General features: G+C 64.4%; 20 protein-coding genes and 2 tRNA genes. 10 read left to right on the forward strand and 12 right to left on the reverse strand.

The window, feature by feature from the left end:
• Positions 1-34 precede the first annotated feature (34 nt).
• Both AB0J29_RS21025 and AB0J29_RS21030 read right to left on the reverse strand, forming a co-directional pair.
• Positions 35-232, reverse strand: a complete 198-nt coding sequence (locus AB0J29_RS21025; RefSeq protein WP_364788529.1) for a DUF397 domain-containing protein — start codon at positions 230-232, stop codon at positions 35-37.
• A complete protein-coding gene (locus AB0J29_RS21030; protein WP_364788532.1) occupies positions 222-1127 on the reverse strand; it encodes a helix-turn-helix transcriptional regulator in 906 nt (301 codons plus the stop codon). The genes AB0J29_RS21025 and AB0J29_RS21030 overlap by 11 nt, the downstream gene beginning before the upstream one ends.
• 297 nt (positions 1128-1424) lie before the next feature.
• Here AB0J29_RS21030 and AB0J29_RS21035 point away from each other — a divergent pair, with 297 nt between their 5' ends.
• From AB0J29_RS21035 to AB0J29_RS21050, 4 genes are all read left to right on the forward strand, one after another.
• Entirely contained in the window at positions 1425-1610 is a 186-nt protein-coding gene (locus AB0J29_RS21035) for a hypothetical protein (RefSeq protein ID WP_364788535.1), read from the forward strand.
• 26 nt (positions 1611-1636) lie between these two features.
• Entirely contained in the window at positions 1637-1888 is a 252-nt protein-coding gene (locus AB0J29_RS21040) for a hypothetical protein (RefSeq protein WP_364788538.1), read from the forward strand.
• Between the two features lie 42 nt (positions 1889-1930).
• A tRNA-Arg gene (locus AB0J29_RS21045) sits at positions 1931-2021 on the forward strand.
• Positions 2022-2025: 4 nt separating this feature from the next.
• Positions 2026-2098: transfer RNA gene (locus AB0J29_RS21050), tRNA-Lys, on the forward strand.
• A gap of 99 nt (positions 2099-2197) precedes the next feature.
• On the opposite strand, the gene AB0J29_RS21055 is transcribed toward AB0J29_RS21050, so the two are convergent.
• The gene (locus AB0J29_RS21055) at positions 2198-2767 is read right to left on the reverse strand and encodes a TetR family transcriptional regulator (protein ID WP_364788541.1); all 570 of its coding nucleotides are present in this window, start codon (positions 2765-2767) and stop codon (positions 2198-2200) included.
• A 125-nt stretch (positions 2768-2892) separates the two neighbouring features.
• Between AB0J29_RS21055 and AB0J29_RS21060 the strand changes: the two genes are divergently transcribed.
• Positions 2893-4401, forward strand: coding sequence for an MFS transporter (locus AB0J29_RS21060; protein WP_364788544.1), 1509 nt, complete (start codon positions 2893-2895; stop codon positions 4399-4401).
• Positions 4402-4443: 42 nt separating this feature from the next.
• Here the strand turns inward: AB0J29_RS21060 and hsaB are convergent, their stop codons facing one another.
• From hsaB to hsaA, 4 genes are read right to left on the reverse strand one after another with little or no spacing between them, the layout of a single operon-like run.
• Positions 4444-5019, reverse strand: coding sequence for a 3-hydroxy-9,10-secoandrosta-1,3,5(10)-triene-9,17-dione monooxygenase reductase subunit (gene hsaB / locus AB0J29_RS21065; protein WP_364788763.1), 576 nt, complete (start codon positions 5017-5019; stop codon positions 4444-4446).
• Positions 5020-5042: 23 nt separating this feature from the next.
• The gene (gene hsaC, locus AB0J29_RS21070) at positions 5043-5948 is read right to left on the reverse strand and encodes an iron-dependent extradiol dioxygenase HsaC (RefSeq protein ID WP_364788547.1); all 906 of its coding nucleotides are present in this window, start codon (positions 5946-5948) and stop codon (positions 5043-5045) included.
• The gene (gene hsaD / locus AB0J29_RS21075; RefSeq protein WP_364788550.1) at positions 5948-6826 is read right to left on the reverse strand and encodes a 4,5:9,10-diseco-3-hydroxy-5,9,17-trioxoandrosta-1(10),2-diene-4-oate hydrolase; all 879 of its coding nucleotides are present in this window, start codon (positions 6824-6826) and stop codon (positions 5948-5950) included. Before hsaD ends, hsaC begins: the two co-directional genes overlap by 1 nt.
• Before the next feature lie 2 nt (positions 6827-6828).
• Complete coding sequence (gene hsaA / locus AB0J29_RS21080) at positions 6829-7992, reverse strand: 3-hydroxy-9,10-secoandrosta-1,3,5(10)-triene-9,17-dione monooxygenase oxygenase subunit (RefSeq protein ID WP_364788553.1); 1164 nt, start codon at positions 7990-7992, stop codon at positions 6829-6831.
• A 198-nt stretch (positions 7993-8190) separates the two neighbouring features.
• On the opposite strand from hsaA, the gene AB0J29_RS21085 reads away from it, so the two are divergent.
• Complete coding sequence (locus AB0J29_RS21085; protein WP_364788556.1) at positions 8191-9537, forward strand: Rieske 2Fe-2S domain-containing protein; 1347 nt, start codon at positions 8191-8193, stop codon at positions 9535-9537.
• A complete protein-coding gene (locus tag AB0J29_RS21090) occupies positions 9537-9866 on the forward strand; it encodes a hypothetical protein (RefSeq protein ID WP_364788559.1) in 330 nt (109 codons plus the stop codon). Before AB0J29_RS21085 ends, AB0J29_RS21090 begins: the two co-directional genes overlap by 1 nt.
• Here AB0J29_RS21090 and AB0J29_RS21095 read toward each other — a convergent pair whose 3' ends face one another.
• From AB0J29_RS21095 to AB0J29_RS21105, 3 genes are read right to left on the reverse strand one after another with little or no spacing between them, the layout of a single operon-like run.
• On the reverse strand, positions 9867-10103 hold the full coding sequence (locus AB0J29_RS21095; RefSeq protein WP_364788561.1) for a cupin domain-containing protein: 237 nt from the start codon (positions 10101-10103) through the stop codon (positions 9867-9869).
• Entirely contained in the window at positions 10084-10656 is a 573-nt protein-coding gene (locus AB0J29_RS21100; RefSeq protein ID WP_364788564.1) for a methylated-DNA--[protein]-cysteine S-methyltransferase, read from the reverse strand. Before AB0J29_RS21100 ends, AB0J29_RS21095 begins: the two co-directional genes overlap by 20 nt.
• Positions 10657-10660: 4 nt before the next feature.
• The gene (locus tag AB0J29_RS21105; protein ID WP_364788567.1) at positions 10661-11074 is read right to left on the reverse strand and encodes a hypothetical protein; all 414 of its coding nucleotides are present in this window, start codon (positions 11072-11074) and stop codon (positions 10661-10663) included.
• Between the two features lie 11 nt (positions 11075-11085).
• On the opposite strand from AB0J29_RS21105, the gene AB0J29_RS21110 reads away from it, so the two are divergent.
• Positions 11086-12588 carry a PLP-dependent aminotransferase family protein gene (locus tag AB0J29_RS21110; RefSeq protein ID WP_364788570.1) on the forward strand — a complete coding sequence of 501 codons (1503 nt, stop codon included), beginning with the start codon at positions 11086-11088 and terminating at the stop codon, positions 12586-12588.
• A 20-nt stretch (positions 12589-12608) separates the two neighbouring features.
• Positions 12609-13310 (forward strand): CoA pyrophosphatase, encoded by a 702-nt coding sequence (locus AB0J29_RS21115; RefSeq protein ID WP_364788573.1) that lies wholly within the window; start codon positions 12609-12611, stop codon positions 13308-13310.
• Positions 13311-13320: 10 nt separating this feature from the next.
• Here the strand turns inward: AB0J29_RS21115 and AB0J29_RS21120 are convergent, their stop codons facing one another.
• Positions 13321-14418, reverse strand: coding sequence for a CaiB/BaiF CoA-transferase family protein (locus tag AB0J29_RS21120; protein ID WP_364788576.1), 1098 nt, complete (start codon positions 14416-14418; stop codon positions 13321-13323).
• Positions 14419-14608: 190 nt separating this feature from the next.
• Positions 14609-15064 carry a hypothetical protein gene (locus tag AB0J29_RS21125; protein WP_364788579.1) on the reverse strand — a complete coding sequence of 152 codons (456 nt, stop codon included), beginning with the start codon at positions 15062-15064 and terminating at the stop codon, positions 14609-14611.
• A 374-nt stretch (positions 15065-15438) separates the two neighbouring features.
• Here AB0J29_RS21125 and AB0J29_RS21130 point away from each other — a divergent pair, with 374 nt between their 5' ends.
• Positions 15439-16182 carry a hypothetical protein gene (locus AB0J29_RS21130; protein ID WP_364788582.1) on the forward strand — a complete coding sequence of 248 codons (744 nt, stop codon included), beginning with the start codon at positions 15439-15441 and terminating at the stop codon, positions 16180-16182.
• The last annotated feature ends 225 nt before the right edge of the window (positions 16183-16407 follow it).

The following is a 16407-nucleotide window of genomic DNA, read 5'->3' on the forward strand; positions in this document are numbered from 1 at the left end:
CGCCAAATCCAACGGCGCCGGGCCTTCGTGTGCTCTAGCGCTCGAACTCCGCGATACCCCCGATGAAGGCATCCCACTCGCTGGGGGTGAAGACTAGCGCTGGGCCGGTCGGGTTTTTAGTGTCCCGCACGCCGACCATGTCTCCGTCGAGGAACGCGACCTCAACGCATTCGCTCCCCCCGGAACTGTGGCTGGACTTGAACCACTGCGCCCCGGTCAGGTCAGTTTTCACGCTCATACTCCCTTGCTATCTCTCTCACCAAGTCTCTGCTCGGGCGATCGTCCAGCGTCGCTGCCAGCAGGCTACGGAACGTCTGGCGACACCTACGCACGTCGTCCACGCCTTCAAGGTAGACGTCTCCGGTAAAACTCTCGGCAAACACTATGGTCGGCTCAACCGGCTTGCCCCTGCTGTCCTTGGGAAACGTCATGATGATGAACTGTGACACGACGATGCCGGTGGGGAAGCCTGCACGGAACGGCAGGACTCGTATCTGGACGTTTTCGCGGGTGCTGAGGTCCGCGATATGGCGCAACTGGGCAGCCATTACGCGCGGCCCGCCGACGACGGTACGCAGCACATTCTCATGCAGGATGACCGAGAGCTGCACTGGCTGACGCTGGCGCGTGACGCTGTGCTGACGCTGGATTCGGAGCGCTACGCGGCGTTCCAGTTCCTCATCCGAATCTTTCGGAAAGTACTGTCTATCAAGGATTCTCGCGTAATCAGCGGTTTGAAGTATGCCAGGCACGATCAGCGGCTGGAAGATCGCCAATTCACTAGCGCCGCCTTCCAACCCGACGTATGTGTTGAACTTCGCCGCGATCACGTCACCATAGCTTCGCCACCACGAACGGGCCGGGGTCTGTTCGGCCAGTTGCTTGGCTGCATCGACCTTCTCTTGATCGAGGCCGTACACCTCGCACAGGCCCAAAACATCACGGACTCTTACCTTTTCGGTCAATCCTCGTTCTAGACGGCTGAGGGTGGACTTGTTCCACTCCATGAGCGTAGCGGCCCGTTCCATAGTGAGTCCGGCACCCTCGCGTGCGTCTTTCAGGTATCGGCCGAGCTGCCTACGCGGCAAGGTGCTGCCGATTGCCTCTGGCTCGTCGTCATCGATCACGCCTCCCCCTCTCGTTGCATTCCGATGTCTTTGCGTGTTGCAGAATGCGCCGATCATAGATGGCGTTGCACAACGCGACCAGGTGATTTAGACGAGTTTTTCCAAGTCGTCATGTTGGTACACAACCGCTTTGGCGCTTGGCACACGCTGGACGCGCACCCAGAACCGGGAAAGGCCCCAGCTATCCGCCGCCGCAGTCTGCTAGGGCACACCGGTCAGCGCACATGGAGCGCGCTGGCTAGTGGCGATTCATCCGCCCCGGCTCTGGGTGCCTCCAACATCTTTGGAAGGCCGACCATGGACCACCTTCTCGACCACCACCCGCGCGACGAGATGACCCGCGAACTCGCGCACCATGTCATGCAGGCACATATCGGCTGCCCGATCACGGTGTGCGCGGTCAAGTTGCAAGCCAAGACGTTCCTTGTCCACACCAAACGGCTTGTGCCCCAGTCAACTCCGCGCATGCGCTTCGGGTTCTAGCCATGGATCAACACGAGCTGACCAGGTTGGCGGACGAGTTGCGCGCCCTGCCCGAGCGTGACCCGGAACCTGTGGAGGTCCCGTCGTCTTGGCTTCGGCGCGACGACGGGACATGGTCGGCTGTCTACCCGGACGGAATGATCGGCGAACCGTTCTCATTCGCACAAATGCTCGCTATTCGTGGCGAGGATATCTGCGATGTTATCGAATCCGACACCGGACTAATCGCTGCGGTCCAAGAGATCGGGATCGATATGTTCGACCACGGCAGGGGATGACGATGGGGTTCAACTGGAAAGGCCGCGACCGAGTTCGGTCGCGGCCTTGTCCGTCGGTGATGGAGGTGGCTTCGACCCGTTTCCGCGCTGACGCATGCACAGCGGGACGCGAGTTCGATTCTCGTCGAGGTCTCGATGCGCCGGTAGCTCAGCTGGCAGAGTTGCGGACTTTTAATCCGAAGGTCGTAGGTTCGATCGCTACCCGGCGCACTGCCGGGAAAGTCAACCAGAGGGCGTCTGGGATCGCTTGCGGAGCGAATCGAGGCCAAACGGCCTTGTGGATCGTGCCCTCGGCATTCCGCTGCCGGTTCAGTTCGGTACGCGCATACCGTCCAGCGTCACGTCGATCATCCGAGGAGCGGCTTCGGGAACCGTCTCGCAGGCGACCCCGATGCCGTGGCCGAATCTGAGCAGATCGCGCGGTTCGATATCGCGACGGATATCGCCCGCATCCTGTGCCGCGTTCAGCAGCGCGGCCGCCGCGTCGGTGATCATCGAGCGGCACAGCGTGAAGGTCGGTGAGCCCTTGTCCATACCGGCCTTCATCGTCGTTGCGAGGCTACGGTTGGCCATCACCCACTGCACTTGTTCGCGCAGCCAGATTTCGAAAGCCTCGACGGCCGAATGCGTTTCGAGCAGCTCGTGGGCGCGGGCACTCAATTGTTCGATGCTGGAACGGTATACGGCTTCGATCAGCACCTCGCGGCTCGGAAAGTGCCGGTAGAGCGTGCCGATGCCGACACCGGCGCGGCGGGCGATCTCTTCCAGTGGGACGTCGGGTCCCTGTTCGGCGAATGCCTCCTGAGCGGATGTCACGACCCGCTCGTAGTTGCGCCGGGCGTCCGCGCGCATCGGCCGTCCCGTCGACGGTGCTGCCATATTCCCTCCACTGGAAAACGGAAGGACCCTCCAGATAGGGTTGCGTAACTGGAGGAACCCTCCATATGATAGCTCTATCGAAACCGGAGGCTCCCTCCGCTTGAGCCCTATTCATGGAGCGTTCTTTGTCCACCACCACGTCCGCGGACACCCGTGTGCCCGCAACCACCGGCGCCGGTCGGCTCCGATCCGGCATAGTGCTGGTCACCCTGCTGACCTGCCAATTGATGATCATCCTCGACATCACCGTCATGAACGTGGCGCTGCCGCGCATACGCACCGACCTGCACTTCACCGCGACCAATCTGTCCTGGGTGATGAACGCCTACACCCTGGTCTTCGGTGGTCTGCTGCTGCTCGGCGGTCGGGCGGGCGATCTGTTCGGCCGTCGCAACCTGTTCATTGCCGGTACGGCACTGTTCACGCTGGCCTCGCTGGCGGGCGGGCTGGCACCGTCGGCCACCTGGCTGCTCGTCGCCCGCGTTGTGCAGGGCATCGGCGGGGCCATGGCCGGTCCCAGCACTCTCGCACTGCTGACCACCACATTCAGTGAACCCAAGGCTCGGATGCGGGTGCTCGCGTTGTTCTCCGGCATGTCCAGCGCGGGCTTCGCGATCGGCCTCATCATCGGCGGCCTGCTGACCGAATGGCTGAGCTGGCGCTCAGCGCTGTTCATCAATGTGCCCTTCGGCCTGGCCGTCGTCGTGTTCGCACTGCGCTATCTGCCGGATGCTGGGTTGGATTTGCGGCGCTCGCGGGTCTCTCCGTCATCACGCTCCGCTGCCGCCTCCGAGCCCGTCGCTCCCGCCGCGGGGCGCCAGCCCGCCCGCCTCGACCTGCCAGGTGCGGTGACCGCGACCGGCGGCGTTGCCGCGCTGGTCTACGGCTTCATCAGCGCCGCATCACACGGCTGGAGCGATGCGGGCACCGATATCTGGTTGGCTGTGGGCGTCATCTTGATCGTCGCCTTCCTGACCATCGAGGCGCGCACGGCCCAGCCGCTGCTGCCGCTGCGGCTGTTCGCCGATCGCAATCGCGCCGCGGCCTACGCCAATATGTTCCTCGGCCCGATGGCCGGTATGTCGATGTTCTTCTTCCTCACCCAATATCTGCAGGAAGTGCTCGGATTGAGCGCGCTGGCAACAGGTTTCGCGTTCATGCCGACCGCGCTGTTGATGTTCACCATGATCCGGCTGATCCCGCGGCTGCTGCCACGCTTCGGCCCGAAACCGGTGACGGTAATCGGCACATTGCTGATGGCGACCGGTTTGGTGCTGCTGACCCGGCTGACCGTTGATACCGCGTACTTCCCGATGCTGTTCATCGCCATGATCCTGATGGGAAGCGGTATCGGCCTGGCCTTTTCGCCGCTCAACGTGATCATCATGTCGAGTGTCGCGCCGACCGAAGCCGGAGCCGCCGGTGGCGCGCTGCAAACGTTGCAGCAGACCGGTTCCACGCTCGGTCTCGCCATTCTGGTCACCATTTTCGGCACCGCGGCCCGCGATGCCGGAGGTTCGGCACAGCACGCCCTGGTCAGCGGCATCACCGCCGCCTTCGCGGGCGCTGTGGTCATCGCCGCGCTGACCTTCGTCGTCGCTCTCACCTTCCGCAGCACTCGCGCTGCGGACTGAAATATGGCCCCGCCCGGTCGATTCCGGGTGGGGCCATATTTTCTACAGCCAGGTGTCCAGCGTCGTCGTGGTGAGGAAATGCTCCAGATCGTGCCGCCAGGGCGCCGGTACGGTCTTATCCGGTTCGATGGCGGTGTACTGGCCGCGGTAGAACAACAGCGGCCTGCCGGAACTGGTCGACTCCGACAGGGCCAGCACTCGGCCGATCACGATGTAGTGATCGCCGCCGTCGACGACGCTGTTCACCGTGCACTGGATGGTGGCCAGGGCGTCGTCGAGGAGCGGGAGCTCCAGTTCCGAGGTGTGCCACTTGGTTTCGGCGAACTTATCGGGTTCGCGGGAACCGAAGCGGGCACACAGTTGCTGCTGTTCCTCGGCGAGGACGTTCACACAGAAACGTCCGGACTGTTCGATGGCCGCCCAGGACCGGGAGGTCTTGGTGGGGCAGAACAGCACGAGCGGTGGTTCCAGGGACAGGGCGGCGAATGATTGGCAGGCGAAGCCGATCGGGGCGCTGTCGGTATCGAAGGTGGTGATCACCGTGATGCCGGTGCAGAACTGCCCCAGTACATTTCGGAACTGCCGCCCGTCGATCGCCGGATATTCGTCGGTCGTCATCATCTCCCCGCTCGCCCGGTACATTACTGCTGCCGCTGTCCGACCGTGAAGTCGTGACCCCACAGGCTGACCGCGGTGGATTCCCGCGCGATCCAGTCGGCGTCGTCGACTTCCAAACCTTCACAACCGAATTCGACGTCGAAGCCGCCCGGTGTCTTCATATAGAAGGACAGCATCTTGTCGTTGACGTGCCGGCCCAGTGTCGCCGACATCTTCACCTTCTTGCGCAGTGCGCGGTCCAGGCAGAGCCCGACATCGTCGGAGCCCTCGACCTCGAGCATCAGGTGCACGATGCCGCTCGGCGTCGGCATGGGTAGGAAGGCCAGCGAGTGGTGGCGCGGGTTGCAGCCGAAGAAGCGCAGCCAGGCCGGTTCACCGTCGGCGGGCCGCCCGACCATCTGCGGTGGCAGCCGCATCGAATCGCGCAGCCGGAAGCCGAGCACATCACGGTAGAAGGTCAGCGCGGCCGCATCGTCGGAGGTGCTGAGCACCACGTGGCCGAGTCCCTGTTCGCCCGTGACGAATCGGTGCCCGTAGGGGCTGACCACCCGCCGATGTTCCAGTGCCGCACCGTGAAACGCCTCCAGGGTGTTGCCGGAGGGATCCTCGAACGAGATCAGCTCGTAGACCCGGCGATCTGCCTTCTCCTGTGCGGTGCCCTCCTTGAACGGCACCCCGGCCGCATCCAGCCGGTCCCGAATATCCTGTAGCTCAGCGGCATTGGCGGTCTCCCAGCCGGAGGCCCGCAGCCGATCCTGCTCGCCGGGCACGATGACCAGCCGAGCCGGGAAGTCGTCCATGCGCAGGTACAGCGTCTCGGGATCAGTACCCTTGCCCTCGACCATGCCGAGCACCTTGAGGCCGTATTCACGCCAGGCCGCCATATCGGTGGCCTCGATGCGCAGATACGCCAGTGATCGAATACCCATCACTTCTCCTTCACGCCGGCAAGGAAGTCCGTTGTCAGCTGGTTGAATTCGTCGAACTTCTCCAGCTGGGCCCAGTGCCCGCAACCACCGAAGACGTGCAGCTGCACCCGTGGAATCATCTTCGTCGCAACCAGCGCGCCGTCGAGTGGATTCACCCGATCCTCCCGGCCCCAGATGAGCAGCACCGGCTGGCGCAGCGTATAGGCGTCGCGCCAGATCATGCCCTGCTCGAAATCGGCTCCGGCGAAGGACTTTCCCATCGCCCTGGTTGCGGCCAGTGCCTCGGGCGTACTCGCCGAGGCAAAGCGCTCACCGATCAGCTCATCGGTGATCAGCGACTGATCGAAGACCATGATCCGCAGGAATGCCTCCAGGTTTTCCCTGGTCGGCTCGTGGTTGAACTTCGCGAGGTGCTTCACCCCCTCGGTCGGATCCGGTGCGAACAGGTTGACGCTCAACCCGCCCGGACCCATCAGCACCAGCTTGCCCGCCCGATCCGGATAGTCCAGCGCGAATCGCACCGCGGTACCGCCGCCGAGCGAATTGCCCAGCAGGTGTACGCGTTCGGTGATCTCCAGCGCATCGAGCAGATCCTTCAGCGCCGCGGCGCTGTGCGTGAAGTATTGCGGATGCTCGGTCGGCTTATCCGAGCGCCCGAATCCCGGTTGATCCACGGCGAGCACATGAAAGTCGCGCGCCAGCACCGGGATATTGCGGGCGAAGTTCGACCACGAAGAGGCACCGGGCCCCCCGCCGTGCAGCAGCACGATCGTCGGGCCGTTGCCGACTCCGGCCTCGTGATAGTGCAGGCGCAGATCGGGCCGCGCCTGCGCGTATCGCGAGGTCGATTCGTAGGTGAGTTCGGCTGTCGCGGTCATGCCTAGACCATGCCGTCGGTAACCGGAAGCCCGAACTCGTGCGTGCCGTACATGACATACGCGCGCTCGGGATCATTGGCCGCGTGCACCCGACCGGCGTGCGCGTCCCGCCAGAAGCGCTGCAGCGGAGTGCCGTTCGCGAGCGCGGTGGCACCGGAGGCCTCGAAGAGCTTATCGATCGATGCGATCGCCCGGCCGGTCGCGCGCACCTGGTCGCGGCGGGCCCGCACCCGCAGGTCGAACGGAATCTCCTTGCCCGCCACCAGCAATGCGTATTCGTCGGCGACATTGCCCGACAGCTGACGCCAGGCCGCATCGATATCGCTGGATGCTTCGGCGACGCGCACCTTGGTGAACGGATCGTCCTTGGCCTTCTCACCGGCGAAGGCTGCCCGCACCCGCTTTCCCTGATGTTCGACATGGGCGGCATACGCGCCGTACGCCATGCCGACGATCGGTGTCGAGATGGTCGTGGGATGAATGGTGCCCCAAGGCATCTTGTACACCGGATCGGAGTTCTGTTCCAGACCGGGGGATTTCAGCTCGCTCATCGCGCGGAAGCTGAGGAACCGATGCGACGGCACGAAAACATCTTCCACCACAACGGTGTTGGAGCCGGTGCCGCGCAGGCCGACCACATTCCACACGTCATCGATGCGGTAGTCGGTGCGCGGGATCAGGAAGCTGCCGAAGTCGACCGGCTTGCCGTCCTTGATCACCGGACCGCCGAGCACTGCCCAGGTGGCGTGATCCGAGCCCGAGGACCAGGCCCACGCGCCCTTGACGAGGTAGCCGCCGTCGACGACCGTGCCCGCACCCATCGGGGCGTACGACGAGGAGATCCGGACCTCGTTGTCCTCGCCCCACACATCCTCCTGCGCCTGCTGCGCGAACAATGCGAGGTGCCAGTTGTGCACGCCGACGATGCCCGCCACCCAGCCGGTGGAACCGCAGGCGCTGGCGAGCTTGCGAACCGTGTCGTAGAACACGACCGGATCGGCCGCATGGCCACCCCACTGCTTGGGCTGCAGCAGACGGAAGAAGCCGGTCTCCTGCAGTGCCTTCATCGTTTCGTCGGGGATGCGCCGCAGGTCCTCGGCCTCCTGTGCGCGCTCGCGCAGCATCGGCAACAGTGCTTCGACCCGTTCGGTCACTTCTTGCGTCATCGCGGGAGCCGCTCCTGCCTGGTCGGATTGGTAACCGGTACTCATTTGCCTCTGAGACTAGAACAGGTTCTTATTTATGTCGAGAACGGGTGACCATTAGGGCCATTCGTCACCGATTCGCAGGTGGTCGACTGAATCGCTGGCGTGGAACGCGACATTTTTGTAACGTGTTCTAGTACAGAATGAGGAGGAATCGCGATGGCAGTTACCCCACCGCCGCCGAGCGACGGGCCCGGAGGCGGCAGCGCGCGTAACCCCGGAGGGACCCGGGAGGCGGCAAATCCGACACCGCCGCCGAGCGACGGGCCCGGAGGCGGCAGCGCGCGTAACCCCGGAGGGACCCGGGAGGCGGCAAATCCGGCACTGCGGAGCGGTGCGAAGGTTCGCGAGCTCGATGTGGGCTCCACGCCCACCCGATACGCGCGGGGATGGCATTGCCTCGGTTTGGCGAAGTCGTTCCGCGACGGCAAGCCGCACGCGGTCGAGGTGTTCGGAACCAAGCTCGTCGTCTGGGTCGACAGCAATGACGAAATCCGGGTGCTGGACGCCTACTGCAGGCATATGGGTGGCGACCTGACCATGGGTGAAGTCAAGAACGGCGATATCGCCTGCCCATTCCACGACTGGCGCTGGTCCGGCACCACCGGCAAATGCACCGCGATTCCCTATGCGCGGCGCGTTCCGCCGCTGGCGCGGACCCGCAAGTGGACCACGCTGGAGCGCAACGGCCAACTGTTCGTCTGGCACGATGTCGAGGGCAGCCAGCCGTCGCCGGAGGTGACCATTCCGCACATCGTCGGTCCGTACACCGACGCGGATGGCAACCCGAGCGAACAACTCGACAGCGGGTGGACCGAATGGACCTGGAACTCCCTGCTGATCGAGGGCGCGAACTGCCGCGAAATCATCGACAACGTGGTGGACATGGCCCACTTCTTCTATATCCACTTCGCCTTCCCGACGTACTTCAAGAACGTCTTCGAGGGGCATATCGCCACTCAGTTCCTGGAGACCAAGGGTCGTCCCGATATCGGCATGGCCTCGAAGTACGGCGGCGACACCCTGTTGAAGTCGGAGGCGTCGTACTTCGGGCCGTCTTACATGATCAATCCGCTGGTCAATATCTACAGCGGATACGAGGTCAAGAGTGTCCTGATCAACTGCCACTATCCGGTGACGCAGGATTCGTTCGTGCTGCAATGGGGCGTCTCGTTGGAGAAGCCGAAGGGCGTCGACAGTGAGATGGCCGACAAGCTGGCCGCGAAGATGACCGATGGGATCAGCGTTGGGTTCCTCCAGGATGTCGAGATCTGGAAGCATAAATCCAAGGTCGAGAATCCCCTGCTGTGCGAGGAGGACGGCCCCGTCTACCAGTTGCGTCGATGGTACGACCAGTTCTATGTGGATCTGGCCGACGTGACCGACAAGATGACCCAGCGCTTCGAATTCGAGGTGGATACCACCAAGGCGAATGAGGCATGGGAGGCCGAGGTCGCCGAGAATCTGCGGCGCAAGCGGGAAACGGAAGCGGAAGCAGGAGTCTGATGGCGCCGACCTGGGCAAAAGCACCCGACTTCGCTGACCAACCGGCGCGGCGGGCCGCGGTGCAGGCCCAGACCGTCGTCGACAAGCAGCGCTATCTGGAGGAGGGACTGACACCGCTGCGGTGTCAGTCATGCCAAATCGAAGTGTTGGTCCGGAAAAGTTCGACGCACCAGACTTCGGTGCAGTGGACCGAGAATCCGGCCGCGCGCTGCCCGGTCTTCGCCAGGCTCAGCGCGCAGGGTTACGGGCCGGGGCGCCCGGAATCCTGCGCGCAGTTGGAGAAGACGATCAAATGGGCCGTCGACGAGGGTGTACTGGAAATCGACTGATCAGTCGATGGTGCAGTCGGCGAAGTCGAATCCCGGCGAAACGATGCAGCTCATGAGCGTGTGATCAGCGCCGGCCGGGCGCGCGGCCTGACTGACCCAGCACCAACGCCCCACCCGATGCCGTAGCCCCAACTCATCCGAGCGCACCGTATGCCGTGCCGACTGCGCACCCAGCAGCGATAAAAGTAGATCGCGGTCGCGCTGGCCCGCGGTCAGGTCAGAAGAGGGTGGGTTCACCGAAGCCGGGGGTGCGTTCGATTTCCAGAAGACGTTGTTTGGTGGTGATGCCGCCGGGAGCGGAGAACCCGGTGAGGGCGTGATCGGCGGCCAGGACGCGGTGGCAGGGGATGATCAGGGGAATCGGGTTGCGGCCGAGGGCCTGTCCGACGGCTTGGGCTGCGCCGGGGGCGCCGATGCGGTCGGCGATCTGGCCGTAGCTGAGGGTGCGGCCCGGATCGATGGCGCGGGTGACTTCGTAGACGGCGCGGTGGAATTCCGGAATTCCCTTGATGGTCACGGGAATCCAGCGCAGATCGTCGAGTTCGCCGGCGAGGTGGGCCCGGATGTGCGCGATAGCATCGGCGATCGGGCCGGTGGGTGTCGCCTCCGGAATTTTCTCGGCGTCCGGAATTCGGCTGCTCGGACGCATGATCCGGGTCCGCGTCGCGGCGGGGCTCGCCTCCGGCAGTCCGAATCGGAAGACGAAGTCGTCGGTCCAGGCGATCGCGCAGGTGCCGATCGCGGTGTCGAACAGCGCCGACCCGGTGACCGAGCGAGCGGAAGCACTCATACGGTCAGTGTGCACTGCGGGTCCGACAACTTCGAGCAGACCAGTCCAGTTTTCCGGAACTGGCCTTGGCCCCACCGACGGTCGACTTCACGGCACCGCAACCCGGGTTCGAGATCCGGCGCTGCCCGGCCCGTTCGGGATGCGCGCGGGCGGCAACATCCGGATCCGGCACGTCGCCACGGCCGTAGATTGCCGTGAGATCCGCGTATTGGCGCTGGTTTTCGTAGTACGAGGGCGACCATTCGGTCAACGGTCCCGGCGCGCGGAACCGATCGAGGCGGAAGCCATCGCTCGGGCGTCGCGGTCCGAACCGGTGGACGAGATAGGCGAAGGCAGCGATCACGAGCAGGGTGGCGAGGGCGGTCATGCGAGCCAGGGTGCGCCCACTGGCCTTGCCATTAAATATCCACTCGGCCAATACTGGACTTTATGTCGACGAGAGTTATCGGTGCCGCCAGCCTTGCCCGTGATCTGGGGAGCTGGCGCAGTGCCGACGAGAACGGCGAACCGGGGGAGCGCCGGTCGACGCGCCCGGCCTATCTGGCTCTCGCCGAAGGTATCCGTCTGCTCATCCACGATGGCCGCGCACCGCTCGGCGTCGCCCTGCCGAGTGAGCGCGACCTGGCCGCGACCCTCCGCGTCAGCCGTACCACCATCACCTCTACCTACAGCCTGCTGCGCGAACACGGTTATCTGATCAGCCGCCAGGGTTCGCGAAGCACCGTCGCCCTCCCGCGCGACGTGCAGCACGACGGCAGCAAACCGGCCCGCAGCATCCTCGCGATGATGGCGCAACCGGAACTGCCGACCGTCGATATGACCTATGCCGCGATGGCCGCGCCGCTGGAAATGCAGGAGGCGTACTCCGTTGCGCTGCAGGGGATTCCGGCCTATCTCGGCACGCACGGTATGGATCCGATCGGCGTGCTCGCGCTACGCGAAGCAGTGGCCCGCCGCTACACCGAGCGCGGCCTGCCCACCGAACCGGACCATATCCTGGTCACCCTCGGCGCTCAACACGGCCTGCGTCTGCTGCTGAATGTGCTCACCGCACCCGCGGCCCGGGTGCTCATCGACCACCCGACCTATCCCAATGCCATCGAGGCGATCCGCGATGTCGGCGCCCGTCCGGTGCCGGTGCCGCTGCGCCCCGAATCTCCGGAATCCGGCTGGGATCTCGATGGAATCCGCAGTGCCGCAAGACAAACCGCGGCCACCCTGGCCTACCTGGTGCCGGACTTCAATAACCCGACCGGCCTGCTGCTCGATGCCGAAGGCCGCGCCGAACTGGCCGCCATCGCCCGCGAGACCCGGATGACCGTGGTGATCGACGAATCGATGGTGGATCTGAGCCTGACCGACCGGACCGCGCCCCCGCCGGTCGCGGCCTTCGCCAAGGGCAGCGAGATCATCACCATCGGCTCGGCCTCGAAATCCTTCTGGGGTGGTCTGCGCGTCGGCTGGATACGCACGAACCAAACATTGATAACGAAACTGCTCGGCATCCGCTCCACCGTCGACCTCGGTACGCCCGTCATGGACCAGTTGGCCACCATCCACCTGCTCGAACATGCCGACACCGTCCTCACCCGCCGGCGCGACCAACTCCATGCCCAGCGTGCGACCCTGCTCGCCACGCTCGCCGAACACCTCCCGGACTGGCGCACAATCGTCGGCGACGGCGGCATGTCGGTGTGGGCGCAACTACCGGCCCCGGTCTCGACGGCACTGGCCGCCACCGCCCCCAACCACGGTGTATTGCTCGCCGCCGGACCGAGGTTCGGTGTCCAGGGCGCCTTCGAACGCTTCATCCGCCTGCCATTCACCCACTCCGAACCCGAACTCCGCCTCGCGGTGAAGTCCATTGCCGCCGCCTACGAAGCCCTCACACCCCGCGCCGCTGACCCGCTCCAACCCATCACCTGTTACTGACCGGGTGCAAGATCGAAGTCATGGATCTCATTTCGGGACCGTGCGTCCCCGATAGTGTCGACGGTTTCCGCGAGTTGGCGGGCGCACGGTTGGGCGCATTTCCGTTTACGGAAATTGCCGACGCACCGGGTATTCGTCGGGCGGCGGTGTTGCTGTGCGTGGTGACGGTAGAGGGTCCGCCGTCGGTGATGGTCATCATGCGCGCGCATCGCGGCCGCAATGCCGGGCAATGGGCATTGCCGGGTGGGCGGGTCGACGAGGGGGAAACGGTTGAACAGGCGGCGATACGTGAGCTACATGAAGAACTCGGACTGACCGCGACCCCGGCCGATCTGCTCGGCCGGCTCGACGACTTCCCCGCCGCATCGGGCTTCGTCATTACCCCGATCGTGGCGGCCCTCGCCGACGCGTCCGGGCTGCGGCCGAGCCCGGACGAGGTCCACTCGGTTCATCTGGTGGATCTCGCCCGGCTGGCCGCCGCTGATGTCCCGCACTGGGTGCACCCGAAAGATGCGGTGCGACAACAGGATCTGCGGGCCGAAGCCCCTTCGGTCACCGCCGAAGGCCCAGGTCTACTACAGATGCGCCTTGCGGAGAACATGACCATCCACGCGCCGACCGGCGCGATGCTCTGGCAGTTCCGCGAACTCCTGCTGCTGGGCCGCGAACCCGCCGCCGCCCGCATCGCGCACTTCGCCCAGCCGGACTGGACGCGCCACTGATCGCGAATTGTCAATCCGTCCAGACGGATTCGAACGGCGTCGCCGCACTGGGCGGCGGGGTGGGCGTACCGGTGGGGGTGCGGGAGAAGCGCGGTGCCGGCGCATGCTGGACGACACCGTCGATCTCGATCAACCCGGTGCGGGCGACAATGTGCGGATTCTGTTCTGCCTCGGTGAATGTCAGCACCGGCGTCGTGCACGCATCGGTACCATCGAAGATCGCGGCCCATTCGTCCCGGGTCTTGGTCTTGAACTTCTCCGAGAACAGCTTCTTCAGCTGATCCTGGCCATTCGGATCGAGCTGCGCCGGCAGGCCCTCGGGATCGATCTCCAAGCCCTGCAACAGTTCCGCGTAGAACTGCGGCTCGATCGCCCCGACCGCCATGTACTTGCCGTCCGAAGTCTCGTACGTGTCGTAGAACGACATACCGGTATCGAGCAGATTGGTGCCACGCTCGTCGGACCACAGGCCCACGCCGCGCATACCCCAGATCATGTGCGAAAGGGCAAGCGCCCCATCGATCATCGCCGAATCGATGACCTGTCCCTTACCGGAACTCTGCCGCTCGACCAGGGCCGCGAGAATGCCGAATACCAGGAACATCGAACCGCCACCGAAGTCGCCGACCATATTCAGCGGCGGCACCGGACGCTCACCCTTGCGGCCGATGGCGTGCAGCACACCGGTCAGCGAGATGTAGTTGATGTCGTGTCCGGCGCGATCGGCCAGCGGGCCGTGCTGACCCCAGCCGGTCATCCGCCCGTAGACCAACCGCGGATTGCGCGCGAGTACGGCATCCGGGCCGAGGCCCATGCGCTCGGTGACACCGGGCCGAAAGCCCTCGATCAGCACATCGGCCTTCTCGGCGAGCGTGAGTACCTTTTCGATATCCGCCGGATCCTTCAGATTGGCCTCGACGATGGTGCGCCCGCGCCACTGCGGCCGCTCCATGAAGCCGGGCAGCATATTGGGCCGCTGAATCCGCACCACATCGGCGCCGAGGTCGGCCAGCAGCAGTGCCGCATGCGGACCGGGGCCGATGCCGGCCAGCTCGATGACCTTGATGCCCGCGAGCGGGCCCAGTTCGGCGGTGGATGGTGTGCTCACGCGCTACCTCGGTTCGTCGTTGATCAAGCGCTCCCCGGGCGCGCCCGCGAGGCTGTATTGACTGTATGACAATAACGCTGAAGCCGCATCACCGCCCTGTTCCGCGCGGCCTTCAACGACATCGCCTGCGGCCCAACGACAACACCTCCGGAAACGGTGCATTGCTCTCGAGCCCCGAGGTGTTGGTTCGCTAATCGGATGTGAGTTGCTCGAGTCCGTCGGGGGTATACAGACGTACCGCTCGAACCGCGGCGGCGACCGCTACGAGCGGGGGTATGCGATGGCCGTGTCCGCCGTTCGCCGACCATGCGAGGCCGGGTCCCGAAACGGGGGGCAGGGGCCATGCGGCGCGGCCGACGTGGAGCACCGCGCCACAGTGTTGGAGGTACTCAATGGCCCGGTCGGCTTTGCTGACGCCGGTGACGAGCCGGATATGGCGCCCGACCGGACCATCGATAGCGATGGTGGGTCCCGACAGGCCGTTGTCCTGGAAAAACAACTCCACCCCGATTCGCAGCGGAGCGGGTAGCTCGATTCCGGCGCGGTCCACTCCGAATGTCACCACGAGCGTGTCGCCGGCGTGGCTGATCGACCAATCGAACCGGTTGGCCGTGGTGGTGGTGGGTTCGGCGGCCGTGGATGTCAATGGATTCGTCGGTGTCGTAATCAGTGTTTACTCCCTTTTCGGGCATCGACAGTGTTCGTGGAACGCGCATATGCCCAGACGTCGGTGGTGGGACGCCATATTGTTACGCTGGCCGATCGGTTGGGGGAGAGCATCGGGCATTCGCCTCGCCCCAGGTCTGCTATCTGGAGTCCAGGTTTCGTTCGAGCGGATTTCGTGGACCGGAAGACCCGTTTCGGCTGATGTCTTCGAAATCGAGCAAACGGTAGCTCAGAACCAACCGCTCGGCACGTCGCTAATGCATGGCTATCAAATGAGTCATTGAAAGAAATTTAATTAAGATCGATCCGGTAAATCTGTGAACTGGATGTACCTCCCAGCTAGAGTCTCTGGCTATGACTGATGTGCAGGTAGGCGGCGGGTATGCCTTTGCGCGAGATATGTGGGCAACTGAACGGTTATGGCTGTCACGGTCCGTGCGAGCCATCCTCGTCGGACTCGCCGGCCAACTGAGCGGGCTCGGACCACAGGCATCGACTCGCTATGAAGACGGTGAGCTGGAATTCGTGGAGGCGCGTGAGTTCCAACTAGCCCTGCTGCGAGTGCACAGTGTGCTAGCGAGCGAGATCGACGCCGGGATGTTGGAAGCTGCCGCTGCCGCCCTCGACCATACGGCCGGGCTGGGCGACGTCGCCTCCGTCACGGGTCTGGACCGGGCGCATGCGTATCAGCGCTGGGGCGCCCTCACCGCGGTCGGTGAACGTATTGCGCTCATCATCTCGCAGCCGTGGCCGGATGCCGGGCCGTCTGCCCTCCGGTCCCCCGAAGCGCTCTACGAGCGAGATCGGCGATGGTGGCGGGTGAGCAGCGCCGCGAGACGCAACGCCCACTACGCCATCGTTGTCGTCGACCGACTGGTCCAGCGGGTATACGCGATCGACCCAGACGGTTGGCAGCATGATGCCACAGGAACACGCTGGGAGTTCCAGGCATTCGGGTCCGAACCGCTATCGCAGATCCACGTGGACCGTGCATACCGAAAGGGTCACCTACCGGTCCAATTGGGCGACCCCTATCCCGCCCGGCTGGACCGCGCGTGCGTCCCCAGTTATTTCTCGGATGGGCACGATGGCGACTGAGGCGCGGACATCGATGCCATCCCGCATCGCAATCCGATGTCAGCGAACGCTGGCGAAGAAGCGAACTTCCGGTATGCACGTTGCCTGATTTCCCGACATTTGCTCGCACCCATCACCTAATTCTCGGCGTGAAGCTGGTCAGGACATTGCGGCTGTGCTTGTGTGTTGGCTCATAGCCGCCGGCCTACGGCCGCGCACTTCAGTAGGTCCGTCTCGTTTGCCTGG

The sequence above is a fragment of the Nocardia sp. NPDC049707 genome, assembly GCF_040674855.1.
GTDB lineage: Bacteria > Actinomycetota > Actinomycetes > Mycobacteriales > Mycobacteriaceae > Nocardia.

What these genes read in the sequence shown, in the direction of transcription:
- AB0J29_RS21035 (WP_364788535.1), top strand. Translation starts at nt 1,425, where the DNA reads ATGGACCACCTTCTCGACCACCACCCGCGCGACGAGATGACCCGCGAA.
- AB0J29_RS21055 (WP_364788541.1), bottom strand. Translation starts at nt 2,767, where the DNA reads ATGGCAGCACCGTCGACGGGACGGCCGATGCGCGCGGACGCCCGGCGC.
- hsaB (WP_364788763.1), bottom strand. Translation starts at nt 5,019, where the DNA reads ATGACGACCGACGAATATCCGGCGATCGACGGGCGGCAGTTCCGAAAT.
- hsaC (WP_364788547.1), bottom strand. Translation starts at nt 5,948, where the DNA reads ATGGGTATTCGATCACTGGCGTATCTGCGCATCGAGGCCACCGATATG.
- hsaD (WP_364788550.1), bottom strand. Translation starts at nt 6,826, where the DNA reads ATGACCGCGACAGCCGAACTCACCTACGAATCGACCTCGCGATACGCG.
- hsaA (WP_364788553.1), bottom strand. Translation starts at nt 7,992, where the DNA reads ATGACGCAAGAAGTGACCGAACGGGTCGAAGCACTGTTGCCGATGCTG.
- AB0J29_RS21085 (WP_364788556.1), top strand. Translation starts at nt 8,191, where the DNA reads ATGGCAGTTACCCCACCGCCGCCGAGCGACGGGCCCGGAGGCGGCAGC.
- AB0J29_RS21090 (WP_364788559.1), top strand. Translation starts at nt 9,537, where the DNA reads ATGGCGCCGACCTGGGCAAAAGCACCCGACTTCGCTGACCAACCGGCG.
- AB0J29_RS21100 (WP_364788564.1), bottom strand. Translation starts at nt 10,656, where the DNA reads ATGAGTGCTTCCGCTCGCTCGGTCACCGGGTCGGCGCTGTTCGACACC.
- AB0J29_RS21110 (WP_364788570.1), top strand. Translation starts at nt 11,086, where the DNA reads ATGTCGACGAGAGTTATCGGTGCCGCCAGCCTTGCCCGTGATCTGGGG.
- AB0J29_RS21115 (WP_364788573.1), top strand. Translation starts at nt 12,609, where the DNA reads ATGGATCTCATTTCGGGACCGTGCGTCCCCGATAGTGTCGACGGTTTC.
- AB0J29_RS21130 (WP_364788582.1), top strand. Translation starts at nt 15,439, where the DNA reads ATGACTGATGTGCAGGTAGGCGGCGGGTATGCCTTTGCGCGAGATATG.